The organism is Pseudomonas sp. NFACC39-1, from assembly GCF_900110355.1.
Lineage (GTDB): Bacteria > Pseudomonadota > Gammaproteobacteria > Pseudomonadales > Pseudomonadaceae > Aquipseudomonas > Aquipseudomonas tehranensis.
This window is the reverse complement of sequence record NZ_FODL01000005.1, coordinates 134,201-159,914: the sequence shown is the minus strand read 5'-3', so window position 1 is coordinate 159,914 and position 25,714 is coordinate 134,201. Positions and strand designations below refer to the sequence as shown.

At 62.0% G+C, this 25,714-nt stretch carries 18 protein-coding genes; 9 read left to right on the top strand and 9 right to left on the bottom strand.

What is annotated here, in order from left to right:
• Positions 1–32 precede the first annotated feature (32 nt).
• Positions 33–2,555, bottom strand: a complete 2,523-nt coding sequence (locus tag BMY45_RS12620; RefSeq protein WP_092397994.1) for a TonB-dependent receptor — start codon at positions 2,553–2,555, stop codon at positions 33–35.
• A gap of 474 nt (positions 2,556–3,029) precedes the next feature.
• Here BMY45_RS12620 and BMY45_RS12615 point away from each other — a divergent pair, with 474 nt between their 5' ends.
• The gene (locus BMY45_RS12615) at positions 3,030–3,941 is read left to right on the top strand and encodes a GGDEF domain-containing protein (protein WP_092397992.1); all 912 of its coding nucleotides are present in this window, start codon (positions 3,030–3,032) and stop codon (positions 3,939–3,941) included.
• A 9-nt stretch (positions 3,942–3,950) separates the two neighbouring features.
• Positions 3,951–4,988: an AraC family transcriptional regulator gene (locus tag BMY45_RS12610; protein WP_092397990.1), complete on the top strand. Its 1,038-nt coding sequence runs from the start codon at positions 3,951–3,953 to the stop codon at positions 4,986–4,988.
• A 48-nt stretch (positions 4,989–5,036) separates the two neighbouring features.
• Here the strand turns inward: BMY45_RS12610 and BMY45_RS12605 are convergent, their stop codons facing one another.
• From BMY45_RS12605 to BMY45_RS12590, 4 genes are all read right to left on the bottom strand, one after another.
• Complete coding sequence (locus tag BMY45_RS12605) at positions 5,037–5,477, bottom strand: CBS domain-containing protein (protein ID WP_092397988.1); 441 nt, start codon at positions 5,475–5,477, stop codon at positions 5,037–5,039.
• A gap of 229 nt (positions 5,478–5,706) precedes the next feature.
• Positions 5,707–6,093 carry a nitrite reductase small subunit NirD gene (nirD, locus tag BMY45_RS12600; RefSeq protein WP_092397986.1) on the bottom strand — a complete coding sequence of 129 codons (387 nt, stop codon included), beginning with the start codon at positions 6,091–6,093 and terminating at the stop codon, positions 5,707–5,709.
• Positions 6,093–8,654 carry a nitrite reductase large subunit NirB gene (gene nirB / locus BMY45_RS12595; RefSeq protein ID WP_092397984.1) on the bottom strand — a complete coding sequence of 854 codons (2,562 nt, stop codon included), beginning with the start codon at positions 8,652–8,654 and terminating at the stop codon, positions 6,093–6,095. Before nirB ends, nirD begins: the two co-directional genes overlap by 1 nt.
• A gap of 513 nt (positions 8,655–9,167) precedes the next feature.
• The gene (locus tag BMY45_RS12590; protein WP_092397982.1) at positions 9,168–9,797 is read right to left on the bottom strand and encodes a TetR/AcrR family transcriptional regulator; all 630 of its coding nucleotides are present in this window, start codon (positions 9,795–9,797) and stop codon (positions 9,168–9,170) included.
• 86 nt (positions 9,798–9,883) lie between these two features.
• On the opposite strand from BMY45_RS12590, the gene BMY45_RS12585 reads away from it, so the two are divergent.
• Positions 9,884–10,516, top strand: coding sequence for an NAD(P)H-dependent oxidoreductase (locus tag BMY45_RS12585; RefSeq protein ID WP_092397980.1), 633 nt, complete (start codon positions 9,884–9,886; stop codon positions 10,514–10,516).
• 6 nt (positions 10,517–10,522) lie between these two features.
• Here the strand turns inward: BMY45_RS12585 and BMY45_RS12580 are convergent, their stop codons facing one another.
• On the bottom strand, positions 10,523–12,085 hold the full coding sequence (locus BMY45_RS12580; protein ID WP_092397978.1) for a L,D-transpeptidase family protein: 1,563 nt from the start codon (positions 12,083–12,085) through the stop codon (positions 10,523–10,525).
• A 180-nt stretch (positions 12,086–12,265) separates the two neighbouring features.
• Here BMY45_RS12580 and BMY45_RS12575 point away from each other — a divergent pair, with 180 nt between their 5' ends.
• Together BMY45_RS12575 and BMY45_RS12570 are read left to right on the top strand one after the other, a co-directional pair.
• Positions 12,266–12,928, top strand: coding sequence for a murein L,D-transpeptidase catalytic domain family protein (locus tag BMY45_RS12575; RefSeq protein WP_092398578.1), 663 nt, complete (start codon positions 12,266–12,268; stop codon positions 12,926–12,928).
• Between the two features lie 90 nt (positions 12,929–13,018).
• On the top strand, positions 13,019–13,990 hold the full coding sequence (locus BMY45_RS12570) for a class I SAM-dependent methyltransferase (RefSeq protein ID WP_092397976.1): 972 nt from the start codon (positions 13,019–13,021) through the stop codon (positions 13,988–13,990).
• Here the strand turns inward: BMY45_RS12570 and BMY45_RS12565 are convergent.
• Positions 13,959–19,055, bottom strand: a complete 5,097-nt coding sequence (locus tag BMY45_RS12565; protein ID WP_092397974.1) for a dermonecrotic toxin domain-containing protein — start codon at positions 19,053–19,055, stop codon at positions 13,959–13,961. The genes BMY45_RS12570 and BMY45_RS12565 overlap by 32 nt on opposite strands.
• A 128-nt stretch (positions 19,056–19,183) precedes the next feature.
• On the bottom strand, positions 19,184–20,128 hold the full coding sequence (locus BMY45_RS12560) for a LysR family transcriptional regulator (protein ID WP_092397972.1): 945 nt from the start codon (positions 20,126–20,128) through the stop codon (positions 19,184–19,186).
• A 126-nt stretch (positions 20,129–20,254) separates the two neighbouring features.
• On the opposite strand from BMY45_RS12560, the gene BMY45_RS12555 reads away from it, so the two are divergent.
• Genes BMY45_RS12555 through aldA form a run of 4 tightly spaced genes read left to right on the top strand, consistent with a single transcriptional unit; the run spans position 20,255 to position 25,008 of the window.
• Complete coding sequence (locus BMY45_RS12555) at positions 20,255–21,550, top strand: MFS transporter (protein WP_092397970.1); 1,296 nt, start codon at positions 20,255–20,257, stop codon at positions 21,548–21,550.
• A 16-nt stretch (positions 21,551–21,566) separates the two neighbouring features.
• Positions 21,567–22,751, top strand: coding sequence for an L-rhamnonate dehydratase (gene rhmD, locus BMY45_RS12550; RefSeq protein WP_092397968.1), 1,185 nt, complete (start codon positions 21,567–21,569; stop codon positions 22,749–22,751).
• A gap of 11 nt (positions 22,752–22,762) precedes the next feature.
• Entirely contained in the window at positions 22,763–23,563 is an 801-nt protein-coding gene (locus tag BMY45_RS12545) for an aldolase/citrate lyase family protein (protein WP_092397966.1), read from the top strand.
• An 11-nt stretch (positions 23,564–23,574) separates the two neighbouring features.
• Positions 23,575–25,008: an aldehyde dehydrogenase gene (aldA, locus tag BMY45_RS12540; RefSeq protein WP_092397964.1), complete on the top strand. Its 1,434-nt coding sequence runs from the start codon at positions 23,575–23,577 to the stop codon at positions 25,006–25,008.
• A gap of 68 nt (positions 25,009–25,076) precedes the next feature.
• Here aldA and BMY45_RS12535 read toward each other — a convergent pair whose 3' ends face one another.
• Positions 25,077–25,679 carry a LysE family translocator gene (locus BMY45_RS12535; RefSeq protein WP_092397962.1) on the bottom strand — a complete coding sequence of 201 codons (603 nt, stop codon included), beginning with the start codon at positions 25,677–25,679 and terminating at the stop codon, positions 25,077–25,079.
• Positions 25,680–25,714: the final 35 nt, after the last annotated feature.

The window sequence follows — 25,714 nt, the reverse complement described above, 5'->3', positions numbered from 1 at the left end:
ATCCCCTCGCAACAAGTGATCGGCGTCGCGATCTAGAAATGGGTGAACGTCAGTCCCAGCTTGTAGGTCGGGCCGTATTCCTCGTATTGGCCGTTGTAAGAGCGGTGGCCGGTGTAGACGAAATACGACTCGTCGGTGAGATTCTGGGCTTCCAGGCTCACTTGCAGGTTCTTGGTCAGGGAGTAGCGGGCGCTGAAGTCGACAAAGGTCTGGGCGTCAACGTGCAGGTCATGGTCGCGGTCGCTGATGGACGCCAGTTCATACAGGTAGGCCGATTTGTAATTGGCCGACAGGCGCAGGCTCAGCTTGTCGTTTTCCCAGCCGAGCATCAGGTTACCCACGGTGTCCGACTGGTTCGGCAGGTCGATGCTGCGCTTGCGCTGTGTACCGCTGGCCTGATCGAACCCTTCGATCTCGGCGTCCGAACGACTGAAGGTGGTGTTGGCCCCTAGCAGCAATCCATTCCAGGGGGCTGGTAGCCAGTCGAATTTTTGTGAGTAGGCCAGTTCCAGGCCATAGAGCTTGGCGCTGTCGCCGTTTTCGAAGCTGTGGGCCTCGGAGAAGTCGGCCCAGGCGCCCGTGCCGGCCAGATCGGTGTTGTAGACGAAGTTCTTGATGTCCTTGTAGAACACAAAAGCCGAAACAGTGCCGGCCCGGCCCATGAAATGTTCAATGCCCAGGTCCAGGTTGCTCGACTCCAGGGGCTTGAGGTCCGGGTTGCCGAAGGTCGCCTCGTCATCGTCAATGACAAACCCCGGGGCCAGTTGCCCGAAGGTCGGACGCACCACGGATTTGGTCCAGGCCGCGCGCACCTGGGTGTTCTTGTCCAACTGATAACGCGCGTGCAGGCCCGGCAGCCAGTGGTGATATTTACGTCGGGTCTGGGTGTCAGTGAACACGCCATCGGTAACGCCGCTGCCTTTGGCTTCGAACTCCGTGCCCTCGTAACGCATGCCGGCGATCAAGCGCCAATCGTCGATGTCCACGGTGTTCATCAGGTAAGCGGCGTTGATGTCTTCGCTCATCTGGAAGTCATTGACCCGCGATTCCTCCTCATCAAAGAAGGCGTCGCGGTCCAGACCACCCAACAATTGTTCGATGGCCCCGGCGCTGATGCCTGGACCGTACTGGCCGAGGCGGTAATCCACGTTGCCCTTCTGGAACTGGCCGAGGTTCAACTGCTCGTCGGTGAACCCCAGGTCGTCGAAATCCTCATAGACCCAGGCGTCGAGGTCGTTGTCCTTGTCGCGGCGGCTGACTTTGCCGCCGAATTTGACCTGGGAAGCGTAGCCACTGACGTCATAGTCTCTGGCCAGGTCCAGGCGCAGGTTTTTCTCGGTGTCGGTGGTGTTCTGTTGTTCCCAGTCCACCTTGTCCAGGCTGAAGTTGGTCGGATCGTAGAACCCCGAACCGATGATCGGCCGCGGCTTGTCGTTGCCGTAGAAGCCCCCCTCGAAACCGTCGATGCCTTCGAATGTGGCACCGGCGATATGACCGGGGCTGTCCTCGCTGGACTTGCTGTAGCCGCCCTGGCCGCTGAGGGTCCAGAGACCGAACATGCGTTCCCCACCCAGTACATAGGATTGGATCTCCTGGGTTTCTTCGCGCTGTTTGACCTTGCGCTCGCCTTCTGCGGCGCCCAGCTCACCGGCCGCTTGCGGGTCCTCGAAAGCCAGGCTGGCGGCATTGCGGGTTTCGCTGTCCTTGTAACGACTGTAAAGCGTGCGCAGGTAGTAGCTGCTCACATCATCCGGCTTGTAGTCGAAGTTCAGCCCGCCACCGGCGCGCTCCCGACGGATGTCATAGTCGCGTTGTTCAAATTCTTCGAGCCGTGAGCCTTGCTCGAAATCCCAGGCGCCGCCGGTTTCAACGTTGTCCGAGCCAAAGTCGCGCTTCTGCCAGCTCAGCGCCGCGGCAACGCCGAAGTTATCGATGCCGTCGCCCAGGCTGAAACGGTCGCTGATCGCGCCAGAGAATTTCGGACTGGTCTGCCCGGTATTCTTGTCGTAGCTGGCTTCGCTGCTGCCGGTGTAGAACAAGCCCTTGTGGTCGAACGCCGAGAGGCTTTTCACGTCAACCGTGCCGCCCAGGGAGTTGGCGTCCATGTCCGGCGTCAGGGTCTTGATCACCGACAGCGACTGCACCAACTCCGAAGGCAGCACGTCCAGGGCAACGGCCCGGCGCTCGCTTTCCGGCGCCGGCACCAGCGTGCCGTTGATGGTCACGCTGTTGAGGTCTGGCCCCAGGCCCCGCACGCTGACAAAGCGCCCTTCGCCCTGATCACGTTCGACGCTGATGCCCGGCAAGCGCTGCACGGCTTCGGCGACGTTTTCATCCGGCAACTGCGCCACGCCGTCGGCATGCACCACGCTCTTGATGCTGTCGGCGCTGCGCTGCTCCTTCAGGGCCTGATCGATGCTGGCCGCCTGGCCGACCACTTCGACATGTTCGGTGGCCGTCTGCTCGGCAGCGCTCAACCGCTCACTGGCAATGGCCATCGCCAATGCGGTGAACGTAAAACCGACGAGCCCGGCAGTGCTGGTGCGGTGATGCATGGTGGTCTCCCCCAGGAATCCAAAAATCCGCCAGGCAACGGCCCGGCAACTGGGAGGGCACGCTAGGGGTGGGGGGTGACGGTTCTGTGACAGCGTTTGGTCGCAGGGGCTCAAACGCACGTATGTGAGGGGGTTGGCGGACCAGAATGAGCTGAAATGACCTTTCTCAGGGCCCCTGACAATTTAAAGACCGTCACCCTTGTGGCGAGGGGATTTATCCCCGTTGGGGCGCGTAGCGTCCCCCTTCAAATTCCCTGCCGCACCGCGATATCCGGTTTTAGGGTAGCTTCGCAACCCAGCGGGGATAAATCCCCTCGCCACAATGGGTATGCGGTGAGGTCGCGCTGATGCGAAAAAATCCCGACAACAGGTGAGCTGATTCGACCTTTCCCAGCCCTTCACCCGCTGTCACCGCACTGTCACATCCATCTGCTGTGCTGAGCCGCATTCCGCTTCTGGCAAAGGATTCCGGCCATGTTCTCCATGCTGCGCCCGCACCGCCTCAAACTCGCCCTGCTTCTGCTGGCGGCCAACCTCGGGCTGATGCTCCACCTGGCCAACGGTGAGCTCAAACCGCTGAGTGAGTGGGTCTGGCTGGATATTCTCGGCGAAGGCGGCTCGGCCTTGCTGGCGCTGGTCTGGCTCGGCCTGGTGCTCAAGAGTCGCCCGGCCGGTCGGGTGACCAACTATCTGGTATGGGGCCTGGGTTGCATCTTTTTTTCCTGGTGGATCGACAGCCTCGACGAGTTCATCCGTCTGCCCGACACCATCACCTGGGACCACTGGCTGGAGTCCGGGCCGATGCCGGTGGGCATGATTCTGCTGACCCTCGGCATCTATCACTGGCACCGGGAACAACTGGCAATCAACGGGCAGATGGAAAAGCGTGAACGGTTGTTCCGCGAGCACCGCCTGTTCGACAAACTCACGCCGCTGGGAGGCGCGGACTTTTTCAAACATGAACTGACGAGCAGCCTGGAGGACAGCCGGCGCCGTCAGCAGCCTTTGTCCTTGCTGGCTCTGGACCTGGACAACTTCACCGCCATCAATCAGCGCTTCGGTCACGGCGAGGGCGATGCGGTGCTGCAAGCGGTCAGTCAATTGCTGGTGCTGAACCTGCGCCGTCAGGATCTGCTTTGCCGCCTGGCCGGTGATCGCTTTGTGGTCCTGTTGCCCGACACCGGCGAGCGCCAGGCCCGGCATCTGGCCGCCGAGCTTGCCCACGCCGTTTGCAGCCTGGCCCACAAGACCCGGCAACACGGCGAGCGCTTGCAACTGACGGCCAGTACCGCCGTGGTGATGGCATTCGACGAGTCGCCGGAAGCCTTGCTCAAACGCCTCAACCTGACGCTGGCCCGATCCCGTTCCACGTTGAAAAGCGCCTGAGGCCGGTCCATGACGCTCAAGACCTGCTGGTATGAAACCGATAGCCGCTTCATTCCGGGGCACTATCAGCCTGCCGCGCTGATCGATCTGGCACTGTCGCGTGACATCGACAGCCACCGCCTGCTGCGTGGCACCGGGCTGTTTCACGACGATATCCTCGCCGGCCAGAGCCGCATCAGCCCGCAACAGTTTCTTGGCCTGATCGACAACAGCCGACGCCTGCTCGATGCCAGTGACAGCAGTTTTCTGTTCGGCCAGCGGCTGCTGCCAGGGCATTACGGACCGGCCAGTCATGCCTTGCGCCACGCGCAGAATCTGCATCAGGCCCTGGAAACCCTGATCGACCAACAAGCCCTGCTCAGCCCCCTGGCCGCACCGCGCCTGTTATTGGACGAGCACTACGCCTACGTCCATTGGCTGGACAGTTGCGGTGCCACTGAACAATGGCGCTTCATACTGGAAGCAAGCATGACGTCGATGGTTGCCATGAGTGCATGGCTGAGCGGCGAACGTCTGCCCTGGCAATGCAGCTTTCGCCATGAAGAGCCGCGTTACGTCGAACAGTACTGGGTGCACCTGGGTGAGCAGACGCAATTCAATCGTCCGCTGGACCTGATGCGCCTGCCTCGCCACTGTCTGGCTCAGCCCTGGCCTAACGTCTCGGCCACCGCCGGCCAGGTGGCACGGATCGAGTCCCGAGACCAGCTCGAGCAATTGGGTTTCGCCGCCAGCTTTCTGGACTGCGTCTATGACTACCTGCACAGCCATGTGCAGCAGACGCCCAGCCTGGAACAGACCGCCCAGGCTTTCGCCATGAGCCCGGCGACCCTCAAGCGCAAGCTGCACAAGCACCGTACCGGGTTCCAGCAACAGGTCGACCGGGTGCACACCCATGTGGCGTTGTACTTGTACCAGGTCAAGGGGTTCAGCAACGAGGAAGTGGCGCAGTACCTGAACTTCAACGACACGGCGAATTTTCGCCGCTCGTTCAAGCGCTGGACCGGCACTACGCCGAATCTGATCCGGCAATTGCTGATGTTGGGGTGAGGGAATTTAGCGGAACTTCGCACCACCACAAATAAATTCCCTGTGGGCTCAGTGCCCGCGAATGTAGTGTTCCAACTGCCGGATCAAATCCGCCTGCTCGACAATTGCCTCTTTCACCAGATCGCCAATGGACAACAACCCCATCAACTGGCCGTTATCCAGCACCGGCAAGTGCCGCAGGTGGCTATCGGTCATGACTTCCATGCAGCGGTCGATGCTCTGCTGGCTATCGGCGGTGACCACGGGGGCACTCATGACCGTGCGTACCGAAGTGCCCACCGAGGAGCGTCCCTGCAACACCATCTTGCGCGCATAGTCGCGCTCGCTGAACACGCCAACCACCTGACCGTCTTCGATCACCGGCAACGCGCCGACATTTTTCTCGGCCATGATCTGCAGCGCTTCGAGCACGGTCTGCTCCGGCGCGATGCTGTGAACCTGCTGGTGCTGCACACTCTTGAGTCTTACCAGTTGAGCGGCTGTTTTCATTGTTGATCCTCAACTTCAGTTAAAGGCAAGCCAACCAAACAAGATGATCTGCGCTAGGCGCACCCCCTGTGGCGAGGGGATTTATCCCCGTTCGGCTGCTAAGCAGCCCCAAGAACAGCGCATCCGATCTATCAGTGATACCGAGTTGGCAGGTTTTAGGGCTGCTGCGCAGCCCAACGGGGATAAATCCCCTCGCCACAACAGCAGTGTTGCTGCGGCCAGGTGCGAATCAGTCTTCGCCAATCTCCACCACATCACCATTCAGGCGCACCGGCCATACCCGCAGACGCTGCTCCGGGTACTCCAGGCAGTGGCCGTCTTCCAGGCGGAAATGCTGTTTGTACAGGGGCGATGCGATCACCAGTTCACCCTTGATGCTGCCCAACAGCCCCCGACCGATCACGTTCGCCCCGGACTTGGGGTCGCGGTTGTCGATGGCGTACAACGGCTTGTCCTGTTGTTCGGGCAGGTACAACAGCGCCACCTGGCTGCCGTCGTGCCAGGCGACCACGCCGGAGTTGGGCACCAGATCCTCACGGCTGCACAGGGCACGCCATTGCACAGGACTTGGGGTCGCGTCGCGGGTGGGGATACGAACAACGTTTGACTGGCTCATCAGAGCACCTCCTCGGTAACGGGAATCAGGTGAAGCTCGTGGGCGTGCACCGGCCGGCGCTGGCCGCGTTCCCTGACGAAATGAACATCCGGATCGCCGCGACCGTCGTTGACGAAGGTGCGGAAGCGCTTGAGTTTGTCCGGGTCTTTGAGGGCGTTGGCCCACTCACATTCATAACGATCGACCACCAGTTGCATCTGGGCTTCGAGTTCGGCCCCCAGGCCCAGGCTGTCGTCGATGATCACGTCCTTGAGGTAGTCCAGGCCGCCTTCCAGGCTTTCGCGCCAGACCGACGTGCGTTGCAACTTGTCGGCGGTGCGGATGTAGAACATCAGGAAGCGGTCGATGTAGCGAATCAGGGTCGCGTCATCCAGGTCGGTGGCGAACAGCTCGGCGTGACGTGGGCGCATTCCGCCGTTACCGGCCACGTAGAGGTTCCAGCCCTTCTCGGTGGCGATCACGCCGACGTCCTTGCTCTGGGCCTCGGCGCACTCGCGGGTGCAGCCGGACACCGCGAACTTGAGCTTGTGGGGCGAACGCAAACCCTTGTAGCGATCTTCAATGGTCAGGGCCATTTGCACGCTGTCCTGCACGCCGTAACGGCACCAGGTGCTGCCCACGCAGGACTTCACCGTACGAGTCGACTTGCCGTAGGCGTGCCCGGTTTCGAAACCCGCTTCGATCAGTTCGGCCCAGATATCCGGCAACTGGTGCAACTGGGCGCCGAACAGGTCGATGCGCTGGCCGCCGGTGATCTTGGTGTAAAGGTCGTATTTTTTGGCGACCACGCCGATGGCGATCAGCTTATCGGCGGTGATTTCGCCCCCGGCGATGCGTGGCACCACCGAATAGGTGCCGTTTTTCTGCATGTTCGCCATGAAGGTATCGTTGGTGTCCTGCAACGGCACCAGGGACGGGTCCATGATCGGCTGGTTCCAGCACGACGCCAGGATCGAGCCCACCGCCGGTTTGCACAAGTCGCAACCGGTGTGGCCGCGGCCGTGCTTGGCCAACAGCTCGTCGAAGCTGATGATGCCTTCAACCCGCACCAAGGCATAAAGCTCCTGACGGGTATAGGCGAAGTGTTCGCACAGGCTCTTGTCGACGCTGACGCCGCGAGCGATCAGTTCGTGCTCGAACACCTGCTTGACCAAGGCGGCGCAACCACCGCAACCGGTGCCGGCCTTGGTATCGCATTTCAGTTGCCCAAGGTCGGTGCAGCCGCTGTCGATGGCCGCACAGATCGAGCCTTTGGTGACGTTGTGGCACGAGCAAATGGTCGCTGCCGCCGGCAGCGCTGCCGGGCCCAACGTGGGTGCGCCTTCGGAACTCGGCAGGATCAGGCCGGCCGCGTCCTTGGGCAAGGCGATGCCGTTCTGCATGTATTGCAGCAGGGTGTCGTAGTAGCTGTTATCGCCCACCAGGACCGCGCCGATCACCCGTTTGCCGTCGGCATCCACCACCAGTCGCCGGTAGCTGGCGCTGGTTTGATCGATGAACTGGAAGCTGCGCGAACCCGGTGTATTGCCGTGGGCGTCGCCGATGGAACCCACGTCCACCCCCAGCAACTTGAGCTTGGTGGACATGTCCGCGCCAGTGAACGGTTCGGCGCTTTCACCGCACAGGCAAGCCGCGACGTTGCGAGCCATCTGGTAACCCGGTGCGACCAGGCCGAAGATGCTGCCGTTCCAGGCTGCGCATTCGCCGATGGCGTAGATGTCCGGGTCACTGCTCAGGCAATGGTCATCGATCACCACGCCACCGCGCGGGCCGATCTGCAGATCGCACTGGCGAGCGAGGGCATCCTGGGCGCGGATGCCGGCGGAGAACACGATCAGGTCGGTTTCCAGGAAGTCGTCATCGCCGAAATTCATCCGATAACGGTACTGTTCACCAGCGCTGATGGATTGCGTGCCCTTGGACAGATGCACGCCCACGCCCAGCTTCTCGATGCGCGCCTTGAGGGCCAAACCGCCCTGCTCATCCAGTTGTACCGGCATCAATCGCGGGGCGAATTCCACCACATGGGCTTCCAGGCCCAGAGTCTTGAGGGCATTGGCCGCTTCCAGGCCCAGCAGACCACCCCCGACCACCACACCACGACGAGCGTTGCTTGCGGCGGCACGAATGGCGTCCAGGTCTTGCAGGGTGCGATAGACCATGCAGGAATCGCCTTCGGCGCCCTGGATCGGTGGCACGAACGGGTAAGAGCCGGTAGCGAGGACCAGTTTGTCGTAGCTGATTCGAGCCTGGGCGGTGATCACCTGGCGCGCCTGGCGATCAATTTCCAGCACTGGCACGCCCAAGTGCAGCGTGACGCCGGGGGTCTGGTACAACGAGGCTTGCCCAAGCGCCAGGGACTCGGCGTCACGGCCAGAGAAATACTCCGACAGATGCACGCGATCATAGGCGCGCATCGGTTCTTCGCTGAATACATGCAGGTGGTAATGATTGAGGGCACCGCGCTCGATCAGTTGCTCGACGCAGTGATGGCCGACCATGCCATTGCCGATCACGATCAGTGTTTGCAGCTTGTTCAGGGAAGCGACGTTGGAATTCATAAAAGCACCCGACAAAAGCCCATCACGATTTTGGAAGCAAAAAAAAAGACGCCTGAAACCTTGCGGTTCCAGGCGTCTTTGCCTGTTCTGTGCGGTATCGATCCGGCGACTGCGCCCCGATCTACCGTTATCCCCGGCCTGCTGGCTCTCGATCTTCGTTGACCGACGGGGTTGCCCACTTGAGTGTATTTACAGTGGGCCTGAACAGCCTCTTGCAGCGAGCGTGCCAAGCCTTTGTCTGTCCCTTTGAATTCATAGATCCAACGCTGCTTGCAACCCTTGAAAATCCCTGTGGGAGCGGGCTTGCCCGCGAAAGAGCCCGCCCAATCACCTCATGCTTACAGGCGCTCGCCTGAAGCTTCCATGCGCGGACGATTGCCTTGCCATGGTGCGATCTATCGCCTGCGGCTTCATAAAAGTGCAGTGACTGGGCGGACGCCGTCGCGAGCAGGCTCGCTCCCACAGAGGGGCTGGGGCCATCGTGGGAGTGAGCCTGCTCGCGATAGGGGAGGTTCAGGTCGCGCAGATGCGGGCGGTTCTATCCACCATCGCCACGATGGTCACAAAGAGTTCTTGTTTGGCCTCGTCGGCGCTGACTTCCCCGGTGGCAGCGGCATTGGACAGGGCTTCTGCCGCACCCAGCATCGCCCGCAGACTCGCCTGGGTGAGGGCCCGTGTACCGGCGAACGGTTCCAGGACGGCTCGGCACTTGGCCAGGAAAATCGCCTCATATTCGCGTTTGATGCGCTCCAGTTCTGGCGAACTTGTCAGCGCTGCAATGACCCCCGGGATCTCCCGGCCTTGCAGCAGGACGCATTCGACAAACGAAGAAGCAATCACCTCGGCGCGGCTTTGCAGTGTCGACTCGCTCGCTTCCAGGGCGGCGTCCATGAGCGCTGTCTGTCGGGCATCGAAATCCTGATAGAGCGCCGCCAACAGCCCGGACCGAGTGGTGAAGTGGTCATACACGATGGGTTTGGTGACCCCCGCCTGTTCGGCGAGCCGGGCCAGGGTCAGCGCTTCGCTGCCCTCCTCTCGCACCAGCCGCCAGGCGACATCCAACAGCTGCCGTTGCCGATCCTCGCGAGACAAGCGTCGACGGGGAGCAGCAGAAGATCGCGAATTTTCATCAAGGCTTGACATGCTAACTTTACCAACCGTAACTTACTAAAGGTAACTTAACCAAGCATACCTGCTTGATACCGGTCATTGCCATGAGGAGTTTTGCCATGCACGCACTCATCGTTGTCGCTCACCACGATTCCCACTCCCTTACCCACGGCCTCGCCAAAAAAATCGCCCAAGGCCTGACCCAAGCCAATCCCGCCGATACGTTCGAGATCGCCGACCTGGCCGCCGAAGGCTTCGATCCGCGGTTCAGTTTCGCCGATCATGCGGTACACCACCGCGAAGCCTCACCGCCCATGGACGTTTTGGCCGAACAAGCCAGAATCGACCGCGCAGATGCGCTGGTGCTGGTGTATCCCATTTACTGGTGGTCGATGCCAGCCTTGCTCAAGGGGTGGATCGACCGGGTGTTTTCCAACGGCTGGGCGTTCGATTTCAGCCTCGATAAGCCCTTTATCAAAAAATTGCAGCGTTTGCAGGTGCATCTGGTGGCCGTGGGCGGGGCTGATGAGGGTACGTTCCTGCGCCACGGTTATGGCCAGGCGATGACCGCGCAAATCGACCACGGTATCTTTGATTACTGCGGCGCCCGGGTGGTCAGTTCCAAGCGTTTGCTCGAATCGGAAACCCTCGAACCGGCACGTCACCTGGACGCTGCCTATGCCATTGGCCGGCAGTTGTTCCAGGTTCGCGACGAGACTGCACCGGTTCAAACAAGCACCGAGTGCGCCTGACCGCCATCAGAGCACGCTGCCCTTGGCGGCAGAGAGGACCTGATCACGCTTGTAGATATCCGGGATGTACACTGCCTGTCCCTGGCTGTCGGCTTGCACTGTCCAGTAGCCCAACAGAATCGGCACCGGCCTGGCCAGCCTGAACTCATGAGTCAGCCCGCTGGCCAGCAGCGTGTCGGTGCGCAGACGCTCAGCCGGGCTTACCAGCCAGTCGCGCAACTGCATGGCCTGTTCGACTCGCACGCACCCCGAACTGAACGCCCGGGGTTCCTTGCTGAACAGTGACTGGCTTGGCGTGTCATGCAGGTACACGGAAAACGGGTTGGGAAAGCGGATCGCCATTTTACCCAGTGGGTTTTGTGGACCGGGGTCCTGGCGCAGCATAAGGCCGCCGGGATGCTCCCAATCGATGTCCTGGGCCAGTAACGGCAAGCCATCGCGATCGATCACCCGCAGGTTATGTCGACTCAAGAACTCGGGGTCGCGACGAATCTCAGGCAGTTTGTCTTCGCGCATGATAGTCGGGGGGATGGTCCAGGTCGGGTTGAGTGTCAATCGTGTCACTCGGGACTTGAGCAGCGGTGTTTCCCGGTCCGCGCGGCCCACTTGGGTGCGGGTTTGCCAGACCGGTGCGCCGTCCTGGTAGACCGTCAACCGGGCCGCCGCCACATTGACCAGTACGCTGTCCGCCTCCAGGTCCCGAGCCAGCCAGCGCATGCGCTCCAGATTGACGCGCAACTGCTCGCGCCGCATGAACGGGCTGATGTTCAGCTCCGTCACCGTCCAGGGCCCCACCACTCCATCGGCTTGTAGCGAATGATGAAGCTGAAAGCTTTTCATCGCCGCCACTAGGTCGGGGTTGTAGTGATCGTCGATGATCACGGGGGGTGCGCTGAAATAGCCTTCGCTGAACAATCGCTGGGCCAGGGCCGGTACGCGGGCGTCGCGCTTGTCCGGGTGCAACAACGGGCCGCCGGGCACCAGTTGCCATTCGGGCAAGGGTAGTTGCCGTTGCCGGGCGTAAAGTTCACGCAAGTTGCGATACAGCGCCAGGCGCGGTCGGGCCTGTTCAAAAGCGTCATTCAGGTCCTGCAGCCCCAGCCCGGCGATGGCCAGCACTGCGGCCTGGCGATCCTGCGGCAGCGGGTCGGCCTTCCACACCGGCTCCAGACGGTCCTGGGGCAGGTAGCCGAAACGCAGCTCATACAGTGCTTGCAAGTAGCGCTGACTGATGGCGATGTCTACACAATGGGCGTTTTGGGCGGTTTCTTCTGCGGGCAAGCTGTAGCGTGCCGGGTCCAGTCCGTCGTCGGCCAGTTGCTGCAACTGTGCCTGCAACGCCATCCGCCGCTCATCGTCCGACCAGACGTCCTGGCCTGCGTTTTGCTCGTAGAACGCCTGCAAACTCATCATCGTCGGAAAGTCGACGCCTGCGGCCAGCTCGGGACAGTTGACCGACAGCTGGGCCAAGGTGGTTTGCACCAGGGCCGGATCGCTTTGCTCGGCTGTAGCGACCAATGGCGCAGTGAGCAACAAAAGGCTCAGGTAACATGCGGACTTTTTGAACAACTGCTTTACTCCAATCCATGGCCGTCCCGTTGACGGTCAACTTTGCGACAGGTACGACCCGCCATCATGCAAACAAACCAAATCGGACGGGATGCCGCAAACGAACACCACCGTGGGAATTTTCCATCTTCAGCCAGCCTCTTGCGCCGACTCTGCCTGGTCATCACCGGCCTTGGCGTGATGTGCAGCCCGGCGCTGGCCGACAAAGGAAATTCTCAGCCGCTTTACAACAGCCTCACCCACGCAGCGCCGGAACTCAATCCCCAAGCGCTTAAAAGTGCCTTGAGCGCCATGCAATGCGCTGTCGCCAACGGCGCTCGCCCCGCCCGTCACCTGGCGGTCATCGACTACTCGCAACCCTCCACGGCCCGGCGCCTGTGGATCTTCGACCTGCGCCAGAAGAAACTGGTATTGCGCGACCTGGTGGCCCACGGGCAAAAATCCGGGGAAAACTTCGCCACACAGTTCTCCAATCGTCTGGGCAGTTTCCAGTCGAGCCTGGGGCTGTTTCGCACTCAGGAAAGTTATCAGGGCGCCCATGGATACTCCTTGCGCATGGATGGTCTGGAGCCGGGCTTCAATGACCTGGCCCGCGATCGCGCGATCGTGATCCACGCCGCCGATTATGTGAACCCGCTGTGGAGCGTGCGTCAGGGGCGCATCGGCCGCAGCCTGGGCTGCCCAGCCGTCCGCCCGCAGGTGGCGCGCAAGGTGATCGACAAACTTAAAGACGGGCAATTCATGTTTTCCTGGTACCCGGACCCAAGCTGGCTCAAGCGTTCGGCCTACCTCAACTGTCAACCGCAACAGGTTGCCAGTATTCTTGCGACCAGTGATGGCTAGGCCGCGCGCTTGTGGCGAGGGCGTTTGCTCCCTCGCCACAAGGTCACTGGGTGGTTAAAATGCCGGCCCTTCGAATTGCTGGCCTTTGCGATGAACCCTGAAGCCCTTCAAACCCTGCAGACCCATTTACTGACGGCCCTGACCTCGGTGCCGGAAGAAACCCGGCGCCTGTTCCATGGCCGCGGTCGCTGCTGGCCGGGGCTGGAGCAGATCACCGTCGATTGGCTGCAAGGGGTGGTGCTGGTTTCGTTGTTCAAGGCGCCTGAGCCTGCGCAGTTTGACGATCTGATGTCCATGCTGCTCGCCCTCACGGCCACACCGGCCTGGCAGCACAGCACGGCCCATACGCTGGCCGTGCAGCACCGTTATCTTCCCGACAGCACTACCCAGTGGCTGGTGGGCGAGCCGGTCGAAGAATGGACGCTGATCGAAGGCGGCTTGCGTTACCGGATCGACCTGGGCAAGAAGCAGAACAATGGGCTTTTTCTCGATATGCGCTACGGCCGCGACTGGGTTCGAGCCAACGCCAGCGGCAAGCGAGTACTGAATCTGTTCGCCTATACCTGCGGTTTTTCGGTGGCCGCCATCGCCGGCGGTGCGCAGCATGTGGTCAACCTGGACATGTCGCGCGCGGCCCTGAGCCGTGGCCGCGACAATCATCGCCTCAACGGCCACGACCTGAGTCAGGTACGTTTCCTTGGCCACGACTTGTTCAAGTCCTGGGGCAAGGTGATCAACAGTGGCCCCTACGACCTGGTCATCATCGATCCGCCCACCTTTCAGAAAGGCAGTTTCCTGCTGACCAAAGACTATCAGCGGGTACTGCGGCGCCTGCCGGAACTGCTCAGCGCCGGTGGCACGGTCCTGGCCTGCAGCAACGACCCGGCCACCGGCCCGGACTTTCTTATCGACGGTGTCACCCGTGAAGCGCCAGGCCTGAAATTCGTGGAACGCCTGGCCAATCCGCCGGAGTTTCCCGACACCGACGGGGAATGTGGCCTGAAGGCGTTGGTGTTTACCGGCGATGAGACTACGGCGCCCGCAACGACCACCAGGGGGTGACCAGTCCCGCGGTGATCCGACGTACCATGGCCTCGACTTCCCGGCTTTTGACCGAACGGTAGATGGCCATGGTGCGGCGCAACTGGTCTTCCGTGAGTGTCACCGGCTCGCCCGCGTTCCAATCCACATCCGCCACCGCTTCGAGTCGCACCCGATGCCAGACGGTGCCTTCGGGCTCCGCCACGGGCTCCAGGGCACTGGGCAGGTCATCGCCCGGTTGAACCAGATTATCAAGCAGCACCTGCGGCCAGCGGGATGGGTCCACAGGCTCGCTGAAAGCGTCCACCAGGTCGTCTTCCACCGTCTCCCAGGTTGCCAGACCTTCGAGCCAGTCTCGGGACATCAACCCCAAGTATGGCCGCCAGACCTGCTCCCCTACACGTGGCGTTTGATCGTTGCTGTTGAAAGTGTCCTGGGCTTCGCTGAGCCAATTGATGAAGCCCTCTCGGGTCATCGCCGCACGGCGCTGGGAAACCTCGGGAAGGCGGCTGCTTAGCACCCGGTCCCAATAGTCGTAATGGTGGCCGATGAAGCTCGCAAAAGGCTCGCCTTGCGGCTCGAGACGCGCGCGCTGAACCGATTGGAACATAAGAAAGTGCAACTCCAGTTCGGCGACATCCGGCGTTTGCGGGTCCATGACCCGCCCTTGCAAGCGCATGCGCAACTGTCCAAGTTGCTGGTTGAAGTCGGTAATCCGGGCCGAGAGTTCGGCATAGATGTCCGGGTAGCCGGTGTAGTACTGCAAAATACCGGCGGCCCTTTGGCGATCCCCCAGGGCGAGCCCGCCCGGCGTGTCAGCATCGACGTCACTGATGGCTGCGCAGAACCAGTCGATGAACCGTCGCCCTCCGGCATCGTCGCGAGCCACTTCCAACGCCCGTTGCAGTCCTGTGAAGGTCTCCAGCCAATCGTCGACGGTATAGCGAAAGGACTGTGGGTCCAGTGCGCGCAGGATCCGGATCTGGCTACTGGGCAGCGGATTGTCTTCGAGCCACAACCCAAGTGTATTGCTCGTCGGCATGCTGCCAAGCGCGGGAATCAGATCACCCTGGATGTCAGTGATGTGGTTGCCCTTGAGATCGACGAATAGGGGTTCGGATGAAGGCCGGGATATCAAGGTTAATGCCAGGGCCGGTACCCGATCGAGCTTCGCATTGGCCAGTTCCAGCGATTCCAGGGCCGCAAGTTCAGGTAAATCAGGTAATTCGCGGCAGTTGTTGCCGCTCAGACGCAGCTCCTTCAAGCCCGTGGCGGTGCGCAGAAAGGCACTGCCCTGCTGATCCAGCCGCAAGCCACAGCGGGCCAGATCCAGCCTCTGCAACCCCGGTAGCGCGGTAATGGTCTGTAGCTCTTCGGGGGTGAAATGCACGTTGTCGGACCATACCAGTTCATGCAGTGAAGGTAACTCACCCAGACGGCCGATGGCCGTCACCCTGTCGGCACTGCCCACCGCCCCGCCGCTCACCCCGGACAGGTTGAGTTCTTCTAGAAGGGGCGCGCGATCGGCCCCGAGCAAGGGCGCGAATACGTTCGCATCCATATTGAGCGGGTTCTTGCCCAATGACAGTTCCAGCAAGTGGCGAAACTCGCCGGTGGCCACGGGCACGGCGGTGAGGTTGTTGTCGTGCAGGCGCAACGTATCGACATTGGGGAACAGCCGCAGAAAATCCGAGGGGTCCTCATTCAAGCCCATATGAGCCAGCATCAGTTCCTCAATGTGCTCGAAGCGCGCGCTCAGCGGCGGAAGCCGGCCGATGTGCCACCCTGACAGACGCAGAATCAACTCGCTGTCTTCCCTGGTCGGATCGGGTTCACGCCGCCAGGCTCGACGGATTTCCTTCGCCACCTCCTTGCGCAGAGCAATCAGGTCCTCGCGGTGATACTGGCTCTCGACAGGATGATGAATACCTTCGTGCACCTCCCACTGGCGCAGCCCTTCATCCAGCGTCGCCCATTCCTGGGTCAACCGAGTGACCAGATCGTCCAGGCTGATGCCTTCGCGCCCGGCCTGGTCGGTCAGGCTTCGTTGCAGTTCCGCGAGGGCCTCTCCGGCAGAGTGGGGATACAACCGCTCAAGACGCCTTTGCAGACTGCCATGCCAGCGCTGCAAGGGAAGCCTGCCACGCCCGCTTAGAGGATAACCGAAGGCCTTGTTCAACCATTGCGGGGCCGACCCGTCGCTGTCCAAGCGCTTGAGTCGCAAGTAAGCGCGCAGGCTCTGGCGGTCACCCAAGGCCATCTCCAGCAGTTCCTCGCGCAGCTTCTCCGCGTCCCAGATATTCAGGCCCAAGGCTTTGCGCGCCTCGTCCGGCATGGCCCTGAGCAGCGCTTGCTCCAGGTTCGAAGGCCCGGCCAGTTCACTGCCCTCTTCGTCAAAAGGCTGGTATTGCCAGCCTTCCTGGCGAATGACTTTCAAAGGCCCCGTTTCTCCCACCGTGAGCAGGTGCCGCTGCTCGGGCGACAACAGACGCAAGTGCAGTCGACCGCGCAAGCGCGTGATACTGCCAAGCAGCCCCATGACGATGCCGTCCCGGTCGGCGCTGCTTTCGCCACGCTCCAGGGCTCGCAAGGCACGGGTCAGGCGCAACTCGCTCAGGGCTTCTACACATTGCTTGCCCAGGCGCCCGATAACCCGGCCTTTAAGCAGGCGCAACCGGTCCTGGCCTTGAGCCAGATTGGCCAGTTCGTTAGCCATGGACTCCGGTAAGCCTGAGAAGGCACGCGCCACGGGAACAGCCAGCGGATCGAGCTCTGCGGGCCGGACCATGGCAGCGCTTACTTGCGTCCCATGGCGTTCCAGGTAATCGGACCAGCGCCTGGCCAATAACCGAGTGCGCTCCACCGGGCGCAGGCCCAGGGAGCTTTGCCCCAGCAGTGTGCGCTGTTCATCCACGCTCAGCCCAGCCAGGATGCGATCCGCCCAGGCGTCTTGCGCCAGGTCTGCGTCGTGCACGTCGAGAGTGCGCGTGGCGGCTGTGTCACCTACGAAGTGGGTCTGTCCGCCGTCGTGGTAGCGCAACATCAAGTCCTTTGGCCAACCCGGCAGATCCACGAGGGCTTGCGTGATTTGAACAGGCACAAGCCCAGGCGCTTCATCGCGGCGCAGACGCCCGATGGTCTGCTGCACCTTTTGCCAATTGCGCGCTTCACTCAGGGCGTCGGCAAATAGCGCCGGCAGCGGCTGTCCTTCCACTTGCAGATAACGCAGGTGCGCCTCGCTGATACCCACCTGCCGCTGCAGGGCAAGGATCGTCTTGTCGTCCAGTTCGCCTGGCGTTTCGGCAAAGTCGCGCAACAGTTCCAGGTTACTGCGCTGCAACGGGTTACGGTGCGCCCAGCGCCAGCCACGGGCGCGGCTCCATTCCAGCAAAGGCGTCACGCCTCGATGCCCGGCGGGCAGGCGCAAACCCAAGGCATCGGCGCTCCCTTGCACCTCGAAGTAACGGCCCTCAACCTGCACCCATGCCTGGTCCGTCGTGCGCCAGACGCCCCAGGCATCCTGCTCGGCCTCCATGGGGGGCCGGCGCGGGGCCTGGAACGGCGTGACATCGCCATTCCACAGGCGCGTCGTACCGTCCTGCATCGGCATGGGTTCAACTGCCCCGCCGATAAACCCAAGGTAAGCGCCTTGAGCGACGCCGAACAAGACGTTGAAAATGTGATCGATGCCTTCTTGCGCATGCCCCTCGTTGAACGCCTGGATACCTTCGAAGAACTCATACACCAGGCGCACCCCGCCCACCGCCGCTGCGGCCATTCCAATCGGCGCGCAAAACGGGATGAAGCTGACGGCCAGCATCAACGAGCGCTCGACGAGGCTTTCCCAATACTCGAAGCGAGCCAGAAGCGCCTGCCAGTCCTGATTCTTGGTTGGGACCATCAGCGCCGAGGCATTGGCCAGGGTGTGGGTGCGCCATTCGTGATAGCGATCGTCCCAGTGATTTTCGCGCACATCGCTAAGATTCCAGGGCACGTGGGGCGCCGGCACCCGAATGCGTCGGGGGTTGCCATCCTCACCCAGCTCGCCCTCTCGCCAGCCGGTAATGCGAGCGTGGATTTCCTGAAAGAGATTGAGGTTGTCCTTTACCTCCCACTCCACCTGATCATGCAGGGCTTCGCCTAGCCGGGCCTGCAAGCGCATCGGAAGGTAACGCATCAGGCTCTGGCGGTAACCGCGTTTGCGCATCCGCTCGGTCAACTGAGCGGCCATGGCCTGCAAGCTGGGAAATTGCTTGATGGGCGCCACCACATCATGGGGCAGGTGCAAGACCACCGGGCGCACGCCTTTGGCATCTGCTGCCAGGCCCCAATACACCCGAGCGCCGAACAGCGGCGCCGACAGCACCTCCAGCGCCTTGACCTCACAAGCCAGAGGCGCCACGAGTCGATCTTCAAGCTGCACCCCGACATAAGCCAGCAATCGCTCACCCGTTTCGTCCAGGCGTCCATCCAGCTTCGCCTCGTAGGCGTCATAGGCGAGCTGGCTACGCGCGTAAGCCCTATAGGCCTTGGCGACGGCGGGAACCTCTCTGCCGATACGCGGCAGCCGTTGTTCAAGCAAGCGCTGATAAGCCCCGCCCACATCTACCTGTCGACAAAGCCGCGCGAAGCTGGCCGGGGTCGTGGGCAGCGCCGCCGTGGCTGACGGCGCCCCCCAACGGCTGAACTCTCCAGGCTTGCCCTTGATGAACAGCTCGCCTTTCTTATCGAACTCGCTGCCGACGGTCGCATCGGCGGGAGGGTAATTGCGCATGGCCGCTTCGACCACCGACAGCGAGGCACCGAACGGATCGCGCTTGACCCGGGCCCGACGTACCGCACCCGCGACACCGCCCGTGCCATTCACCGCCCCCCAGGCTTGTACCTGCGGCTGAGCCTGCAGCAGGTCGCGCGTAAAGGTATCGGGGGCTGGCAAGTCGATCATCAGCGCATTGAGGGTGTCACTGTCGCGCTGCAATTGCTGGGTGAGGACCTTGAAACGTTTCTGATGGGCCCGCGAAGCGCGTTTCAACCAGACGGGCAGCCTGGCGCGGATAAACTCGACATGGGTCTCGAGTGTGGACATGTTGGACCTCCTTCCTTGGGGGCGATTGAATACGTTGACGTGGTCGATGCTCTCCAAACCGATCGTTTTTTGAAACCGCGCAACCGTTGCAAGGGGTTGCTGGCGTCAGCGCAGCAAGCGCTTCGGCGCTACCTTCCCGCCGCGGCCTGCGTGCGCAGCAGATCAATGAACAACCCCAGCTCCCGGTTCACCGGCTCCCCCTTGCGCCGCAACAAGCCAAACGGCGCCAATTGCACGTCCAGCGCCACCGGCAGCGCCACCACCAAGCCCATTTTCAGGTAATCGCGCAAGGCGGTTTCCGAGAGCACCATGATCGCGTCGGTCAGTTGAATCAGCTGTTGCATGGAATACACCGAGCTGCATTCGATGATGTCTGCGGGCGTCGGCAGTGCAAGACGTTGCAACGCTTGATCGAGGCCGATGCGCGCCGGGCTGGTTTCCGGCTGCAGGATCCACGGCCAGTCGCTGACCAGTTCGGCCAGGTCCAGTTTTTTGCGCCGGGCCAGGGGGTGGCCGGCGTGAACCACCACCAGCAGTCGCTCATTGCCCAGTGGTTCGAAGTCGTAGTGCTCGCTGTCGGTGGCGGCGTTGCGCCGGGCGATGGCCAGGTCAATGCGGCCTTGCTCCAGCAACTGGATCACCTGGTCGCTGGTGTCGCCCATGATGCGGATCCGCAGCTGCGGATTGAGCGCCTTGATCCGGGCAATGGAATCCATGACCAGGTCCGGCGCTGCTCCCATGATGGTGCCGATGGACAGGTAACCGTAACCGCCTTGCTGCCGGGCCAGCAGGTCTTCGGCGCAGCGGTCCAGGCCGCTGAGAGCCAACTCGGCGAAGCGAATCAGCTCCTGGCCCAGGGCAGTCGGACGCATGCCCCGGGGCAGTCGCTCGAACAGGTCGCAACCGAACATGTCCTCGATCTCGTGCAGCATCCGGGTCGCCGCCGGTTGCGACATGTTCAGGCTCTGGGACGCCCGGTGCAGGTTCTGGCTGGCGCTCAAGGCCACCAGCATGTGCAAGTGCTTGTAGCGCAGGCGGTTGAACAGACTGCGCGACACTACAGGATGAGTCATTGATAGGCCCCTGATTACCGATACCTTCAAGGTATCGATTGTTAGCGAGATTCGATTTGTAACGCATCAATCGCCCGCCGTACAGTCCAGCCCATAAGAACAAATACCTGCTAAAGGACTCCCGCGATGAAGACTCTTCCTGTGTCTGTACTGGCCAAGATTTCCTGGCGCCTGCTGCCCTTCCTGCTGCTGATGTACATCATGGCTTTTCTCGACCGCGCCAACGTTGGCTTCGCCAAGCAAGCCTTCCAGGCCGACACCGGTATCGGCGACGCCGCATTCGCATTTGGTGCCGGCGTGTTCTTTGCCGGTTACGCGTTGCTGGAAGTGCCCAGCAACCTGATCCTTCACCGCGTCGGCGCGAAGCTGTGGATGTGCCGGATCATGGTCACCTGGGGTCTGGTGTCGGCGGCGATGGTCTTTGCCCACAACGAAACCAGTTTCTATGTGCTGCGCTTCCTGCTAGGCGTGGCCGAAGCCGGGTTCTTCCCCGGCGTGATTCTCTACCTCACCTACTGGTTCCCCTCGGCGGCCCGAGGCAAGGCCATGGGCTTCTTTTATTTCGGTGCACCACTGGCGTTCATATTCGGCAGCCCGCTATCAGGCCTGCTGTTGGAACTGGACGGTTTCGCCGGTGTTCACGGCTGGCAATGGCTGTTCGCCGTGGAAGGCCTGATGGCTTCGGCAGTGGGCGTATGGGCCTACTGGTACCTGGACAACCGCCCCGCCGATGCGAAATGGCTGACGGTTGAAGAGCGCCGCCAGGTCCAGGAGCTGCTTGATGCCGAGGACCAGCACAAACAATCCCATGGCCGCAGCCTGCTCAGCGTGTTGTGCCAGCCTTCGGTGCTGTACCTGTGCCTGATCTACCTGCTGATCCAGGCCAGCGTCTACGGCGTGGTGTTTTACCTACCGACCCAAGTGGGCGGGTTGCTGGGCAGCAAGGTGGGCTTGATGGTGGGCCTGGTCACGGCCATTCCGTGGGTTTGTGCACTGTGCGCGGCCTACCTGATTCCCGGTTACAGCGACCGCACTGGCCAGCGCCGACGCACCGCTGCGTTGACCCTGTTGATGGCCGCCGCTGGGATCGCCTGCTCGGTGAGCGTTTCCAGCCCACTGCTGGGCATCATCGCCCTCTGTTTTGCCGCTTCCGGTTTCATCGCCGTGCAGCCGGTGTTCTGGACCTTTCCCTCCAGTTACCTGGCTGGCAGTGCCGCTGCGGCAGGTATCGCGTTGATCAACTCCTTCGGCGCACTCGGCGGTTTCATTGCCCCGGTGCTGAAGAACTGGGCCGAAGGCGCCTTTCATTCCCCCGCGGCCGGCCTTTATTTGCTCGCCGCCACCACCGTCATCGCCGCGTTGCTGGTACTGGGCATCCACTCCCCCGGCCAACGCGCTTCGAACACACCGGCCACGGTTTAACTCAAGGAGCTGCACCATGGGTATCCCCACTATCAAACACGTCCGCGCCTTCGTCCTGCGAGGCGGCGGCGCGGATTATCACGACCAGGCGGACGGCCACTGGATCGACGATCACATCGCCACGCCGATGAGCAAATACCCACAGTACCGGCAGAGCCGCCGCAGCTTCGGTATCAACGTGCTTGGCACCCTGGTGGTAGAGATCGAGGCCAGCGACGGCACGGTCGGTTTTGCCGTGACCACCGGCGGCGAACCGGCGGCCTACATCGTAGAGAAGCATCTGGCGCGATTCGTCGAAGGTGCCCGGGTCACCGACATCGAAAAGATCTGGGACCAGATGTACCAATCGACGCTCTACTACGGTCGCAAAGGCCTGGTGATCAACACGATTTCTGGTGTGGATCTGGCGCTCTGGGACTTGCTGGGCAAGATCCGCCAGGAACCGGTGCATCAACTGCTCGGCGGCGCGGTGCGCGATGAGTTGCAGTTCTACGCCACCGGCGCCCGCCCCGACCTGGCGCAGAAAATGGGTTTCATCGGCGGCAAGATGCCTTTGCATCACGGCCCGGCCGAAGGCGAGGAAGGCCTGCGCAAGAATCTCGAGGCACTGGCGACGATGCGCGAACGGGTCGGTCCGGACTTCTGGTTGATGCTCGATTGCTGGATGAGCCTGGACCTCAACTACGCCACCAGACTGGCGGTCGGCGCCCATGAGCATGGCTTGAAATGGATCGAAGAGGCTCTGCCACCCGACGATTATTGGGGCTACGCGGCGCTGCGCAACAATGTACCCAAGGGCATGCTGGTAACCACCGGCGAGCACGAAGCCACCCGTTGGGGCTTTCGCATGCTGCTGGAAATGGGCTGCTGCGACATCATCCAGCCGGACGTCGGCTGGTGCGGAGGCCTCACCGAACTGGTGAAAATATCGGCCCTGGCCGATGCCCATAACGCACTGGTCATCCCCCACGGTTCCTCGGTCTACAGCTATCACTTCGTCGCCACCCGGCATAACAGTCCGTTCGCCGAATTCCTGATGATGGCGCCCCAGGCGGATGAAGTGGTGCCGATGTTCCACCCGCAATTGCTGGGCGAGCCGGTACCGGTGCAAGGCCGCATGCGCCTGTCGGTCCTCGACCAGCCCGGCTTCGGCGTGGCGCTGAATCCTGAGTGCCAACTGCACCGGCCTTATCACCGCTAGAGGAGCCCACCATGAACATGCCTCACAATGCCTTCAAGGCCGCGCTCACCGCCAAGCATACGCAGTACGGCATCTGGGCCGGCTTCGCCAGCGGTTACGCCGCCGAAATCGTCGCCGGCACCGGTTACGACTGGATGCTGATCGACGGCGAACACGCCCCCAACAACGTGCCCAGCGTGCTCAACCAGCTCCAGGCCGTGGCGTCCTATGCCACCGCGCCAGTGGTGCGAGCGGTGACCGGCGATGCCAACCTGATCAAGCAACTGTTGGACGTCGGCGCCCAAACCCTGATGATTCCCATGGTCGAGACCGCTGAACAGGCTCAGGCCCTGGTGCGCGCCATGCGTTATCCGCCCCAAGGCATTCGTGGTGTGGGCGGTGGCCTGACCCGCGCGACCCGCTGGGACGGCGTCGCCAACTACCTCACCACAGCCCATCAAGAGCTGTGCCTGATCGTCCAGGTGGAGTCACGCACCGGGGTGGAAAACGTCGAGGCCATCGCTGCCGTCGAAGGGGTGGACGCGGTGTTCATCGGCCCCGCCGACCTGTCCATTGGCCTTGGTCACGCAGGCAATCCTGGCCACCCCGAAGTCCAGGCGCGCATCCAATACGCCGTGAACGCCACCCTCGCCGCCGGCAAGGCCTGCGGCATCCTCGCGCCCAACGAAGAAGACGCCCGCCGTTATCAGGGCTGGGGCTGCCAGTTCATTGCCGTGGCCATCGACATCAGCCTGCTGCGCCAGAGTGCCATTGCCACCCTCGCCCGCTACCGTGAACCCGCCGCCGTTCAAGCGCCGTCGCGCACTTATTGAAGGACACCGCCATGTCATCCGTTCCTGTATTCCAGAATTTCATCAACGGCCAGTTCACCCACAGCGAGGCGCACCTGGAGGTGTTCAACCCCGCAACCGGCGCTTTGCTGTCCCGGGTTCCGGCTTCCAGCGCCGCCAACGTCGATCAGGCCCTGGCTGCCGCCCGCGCCGCGCAGAAAGACTGGGCGGCCAAACCGGCTATCGAACGCGCCGGACACCTGCGCCGCATCGCCGCCAAACTGCGGGAAAACGTCACCCACCTGGCACGCACCATCACCCTGGAGCAAGGCAAGATCAGCGCCCTGGCCGAGGTGGAGGTGAATTTCACCGCTGACTACCTCGACTATATGGCCGAATGGGCCCGACGCATCGAGGGCGAGATCATCACCAGCGACCGGCCCGGTGAAAACATCTTCCTGTTCCGCAAGCCCCTGGGCGTGGTGGCCGGGATCCTGCCGTGGAACTTTCCGTTCTTCCTGATCGCTCGCAAGATGGCCCCGGCGTTGTTGACCGGCAACACCATCGTCATCAAGCCCAGCGAAGAAACCCCGAACAACTGCTTCGAATTTGCCCGACTGGTGGCCGAAACCGACCTGCCACCCGGCGTGTTCAATGTTGTATGCGGCGACGGCCAGGTCGGCGCAGCCTTGAGCGCTCACCAAGGCGTGGACATGATCAGCTTCACCGGCAGCGTCGACACCGGCTCACGGATCATGATGGCGGCGGCACCGAACATTACCAAACTCAACCTGGAACTGGGCGGCAAGGCCCCGGCCATCGTGCTGGCGGACGCTGATCTGGCGCTGGCGGTGAAAGCCATTCGCGACTCACGGATCATCAACACCGGGCAAGTCTGCAACTGTGCCGAACGTGTCTACGTTGAGCGCAAGGTCGCCGATCAATTCATCGAACGCATCAGCGCGGCGATGTCCGCCACCCGCTACGGCGACCCGATCGCCGAAGCCGACGTGGAAATGGGTCCACTGATCAACCGTCAGGGCCTGGACAGTGTTGAACGCAAGGTGCGAACCGCCCTCAGCCAAGGCGCCAGCCTGGTCAGCGGCGGTCGCGTGGCGGATCGTCCCCAGGGCTTTCACTTTCAACCCACAGTCCTGGCCGGTTGCAACGCCTCGATGGACATCATGCGTGAGGAAATCTTCGGTCCCGTGCTGCCGATCCAGATCATTGACGACCTGGACGAGGCCATCGCCCTGGCCAATGACTGCGACTACGGCCTGACCTCTTCGGTCTACACCCGCGACCTGAGCTGGGCCATGCACGCCATTCGTGGCCTGGACTTTGGCGAGACCTACGTCAACCGCGAAAACTTCGAAGCCATGCAGGGCTTCCATGCCGGCGTGCGTAAGTCCGGGGTGGGAGGAGCCGACGGCAAGCACGGCTTGTACGAATACACCCATACCCATGCGGTGTACTTGCAAAGCTGACCTGCGATAGACCGAGGCTTGGCGAAACGCTGCCTTTGGGTGGGCGCTTCGCCCCTCTCGTCAGCGGCTCAGACCACCAACGTCAACCACGCCGACATCAGCAACAACACCGCCATGACTCGATTGAACCGACCCATGGCCACGGCGCTGCGGCAGAATCTGGCAGCACCGAGGCCCAGATAGGCCCACACGGTCATGCACGGAATGGAAATCGCGAAGAACGCCAGGGACAGCCAGAGCACCCGCACGGTACGGTCGGCCTCGGTGCCGGCAAAGACGCTGACCACCGCCAATGCCATCATCCAGGTCTTGGGATTGACCAATTGCAAAGCGGCCGCCCCTGCCAAGCCAAGTCGTGGGCCCTCAATGCGGCGCTCGGGGTCAATGGCCTGGGCCGGCGTGCTGAATATTTGCCAGGCCATCCAGCTCAGCCAGGCAATTCCAGCCCATGACAGCAACGTCTGAATCGTCGCATGACGGGCCAGCACATCCCCCAATCCCGTGCCGACCAACAACACCAACAAGGCTGCGGCGGCGCAGGCGCCGAGGATGATCGGCCAGGTGGTTGCCAGGCCAAAGCGCGAGCTGTGGCTCAGCACCAGGATATTGGTCGGGCCCGGGGTAATGGAGGCGACAAAGGCGAACAAGGCAAACGGCAGCAACTGGTCCATGGAGCAACATCTCGGTGAATGATCGTAGCCTGATC

What these genes read in the sequence shown, in the direction of transcription:
- aldA (WP_092397964.1), top strand. Translation starts at nt 23,575, where the DNA reads ATGTCATCCGTTCCTGTATTCCAGAATTTCATCAACGGCCAGTTCACC.
- BMY45_RS12610 (WP_092397990.1), top strand. Translation starts at nt 3,951, where the DNA reads ATGACGCTCAAGACCTGCTGGTATGAAACCGATAGCCGCTTCATTCCG.
- BMY45_RS12560 (WP_092397972.1), bottom strand. Translation starts at nt 20,128, where the DNA reads ATGACTCATCCTGTAGTGTCGCGCAGTCTGTTCAACCGCCTGCGCTAC.
- BMY45_RS12570 (WP_092397976.1), top strand. Translation starts at nt 13,019, where the DNA reads ATGAACCCTGAAGCCCTTCAAACCCTGCAGACCCATTTACTGACGGCC.
- BMY45_RS12575 (WP_092398578.1), top strand. Translation starts at nt 12,266, where the DNA reads ATGTGCAGCCCGGCGCTGGCCGACAAAGGAAATTCTCAGCCGCTTTAC.
- BMY45_RS12545 (WP_092397966.1), top strand. Translation starts at nt 22,763, where the DNA reads ATGAACATGCCTCACAATGCCTTCAAGGCCGCGCTCACCGCCAAGCAT.
- BMY45_RS12620 (WP_092397994.1), bottom strand. Translation starts at nt 2,555, where the DNA reads ATGCATCACCGCACCAGCACTGCCGGGCTCGTCGGTTTTACGTTCACC.
- BMY45_RS12585 (WP_092397980.1), top strand. Translation starts at nt 9,884, where the DNA reads ATGCACGCACTCATCGTTGTCGCTCACCACGATTCCCACTCCCTTACC.
- nirB (WP_092397984.1), bottom strand. Translation starts at nt 8,654, where the DNA reads ATGAATTCCAACGTCGCTTCCCTGAACAAGCTGCAAACACTGATCGTG.
- BMY45_RS12555 (WP_092397970.1), top strand. Translation starts at nt 20,255, where the DNA reads ATGAAGACTCTTCCTGTGTCTGTACTGGCCAAGATTTCCTGGCGCCTG.
- BMY45_RS12605 (WP_092397988.1), bottom strand. Translation starts at nt 5,477, where the DNA reads ATGAAAACAGCCGCTCAACTGGTAAGACTCAAGAGTGTGCAGCACCAG.
- BMY45_RS12565 (WP_092397974.1), bottom strand. Translation starts at nt 19,055, where the DNA reads ATGTCCACACTCGAGACCCATGTCGAGTTTATCCGCGCCAGGCTGCCC.
- rhmD (WP_092397968.1), top strand. Translation starts at nt 21,567, where the DNA reads ATGGGTATCCCCACTATCAAACACGTCCGCGCCTTCGTCCTGCGAGGC.
- nirD (WP_092397986.1), bottom strand. Translation starts at nt 6,093, where the DNA reads ATGAGCCAGTCAAACGTTGTTCGTATCCCCACCCGCGACGCGACCCCA.
- BMY45_RS12615 (WP_092397992.1), top strand. Translation starts at nt 3,030, where the DNA reads ATGTTCTCCATGCTGCGCCCGCACCGCCTCAAACTCGCCCTGCTTCTG.
- BMY45_RS12590 (WP_092397982.1), bottom strand. Translation starts at nt 9,797, where the DNA reads ATGTCAAGCCTTGATGAAAATTCGCGATCTTCTGCTGCTCCCCGTCGA.
- BMY45_RS12535 (WP_092397962.1), bottom strand. Translation starts at nt 25,679, where the DNA reads ATGGACCAGTTGCTGCCGTTTGCCTTGTTCGCCTTTGTCGCCTCCATT.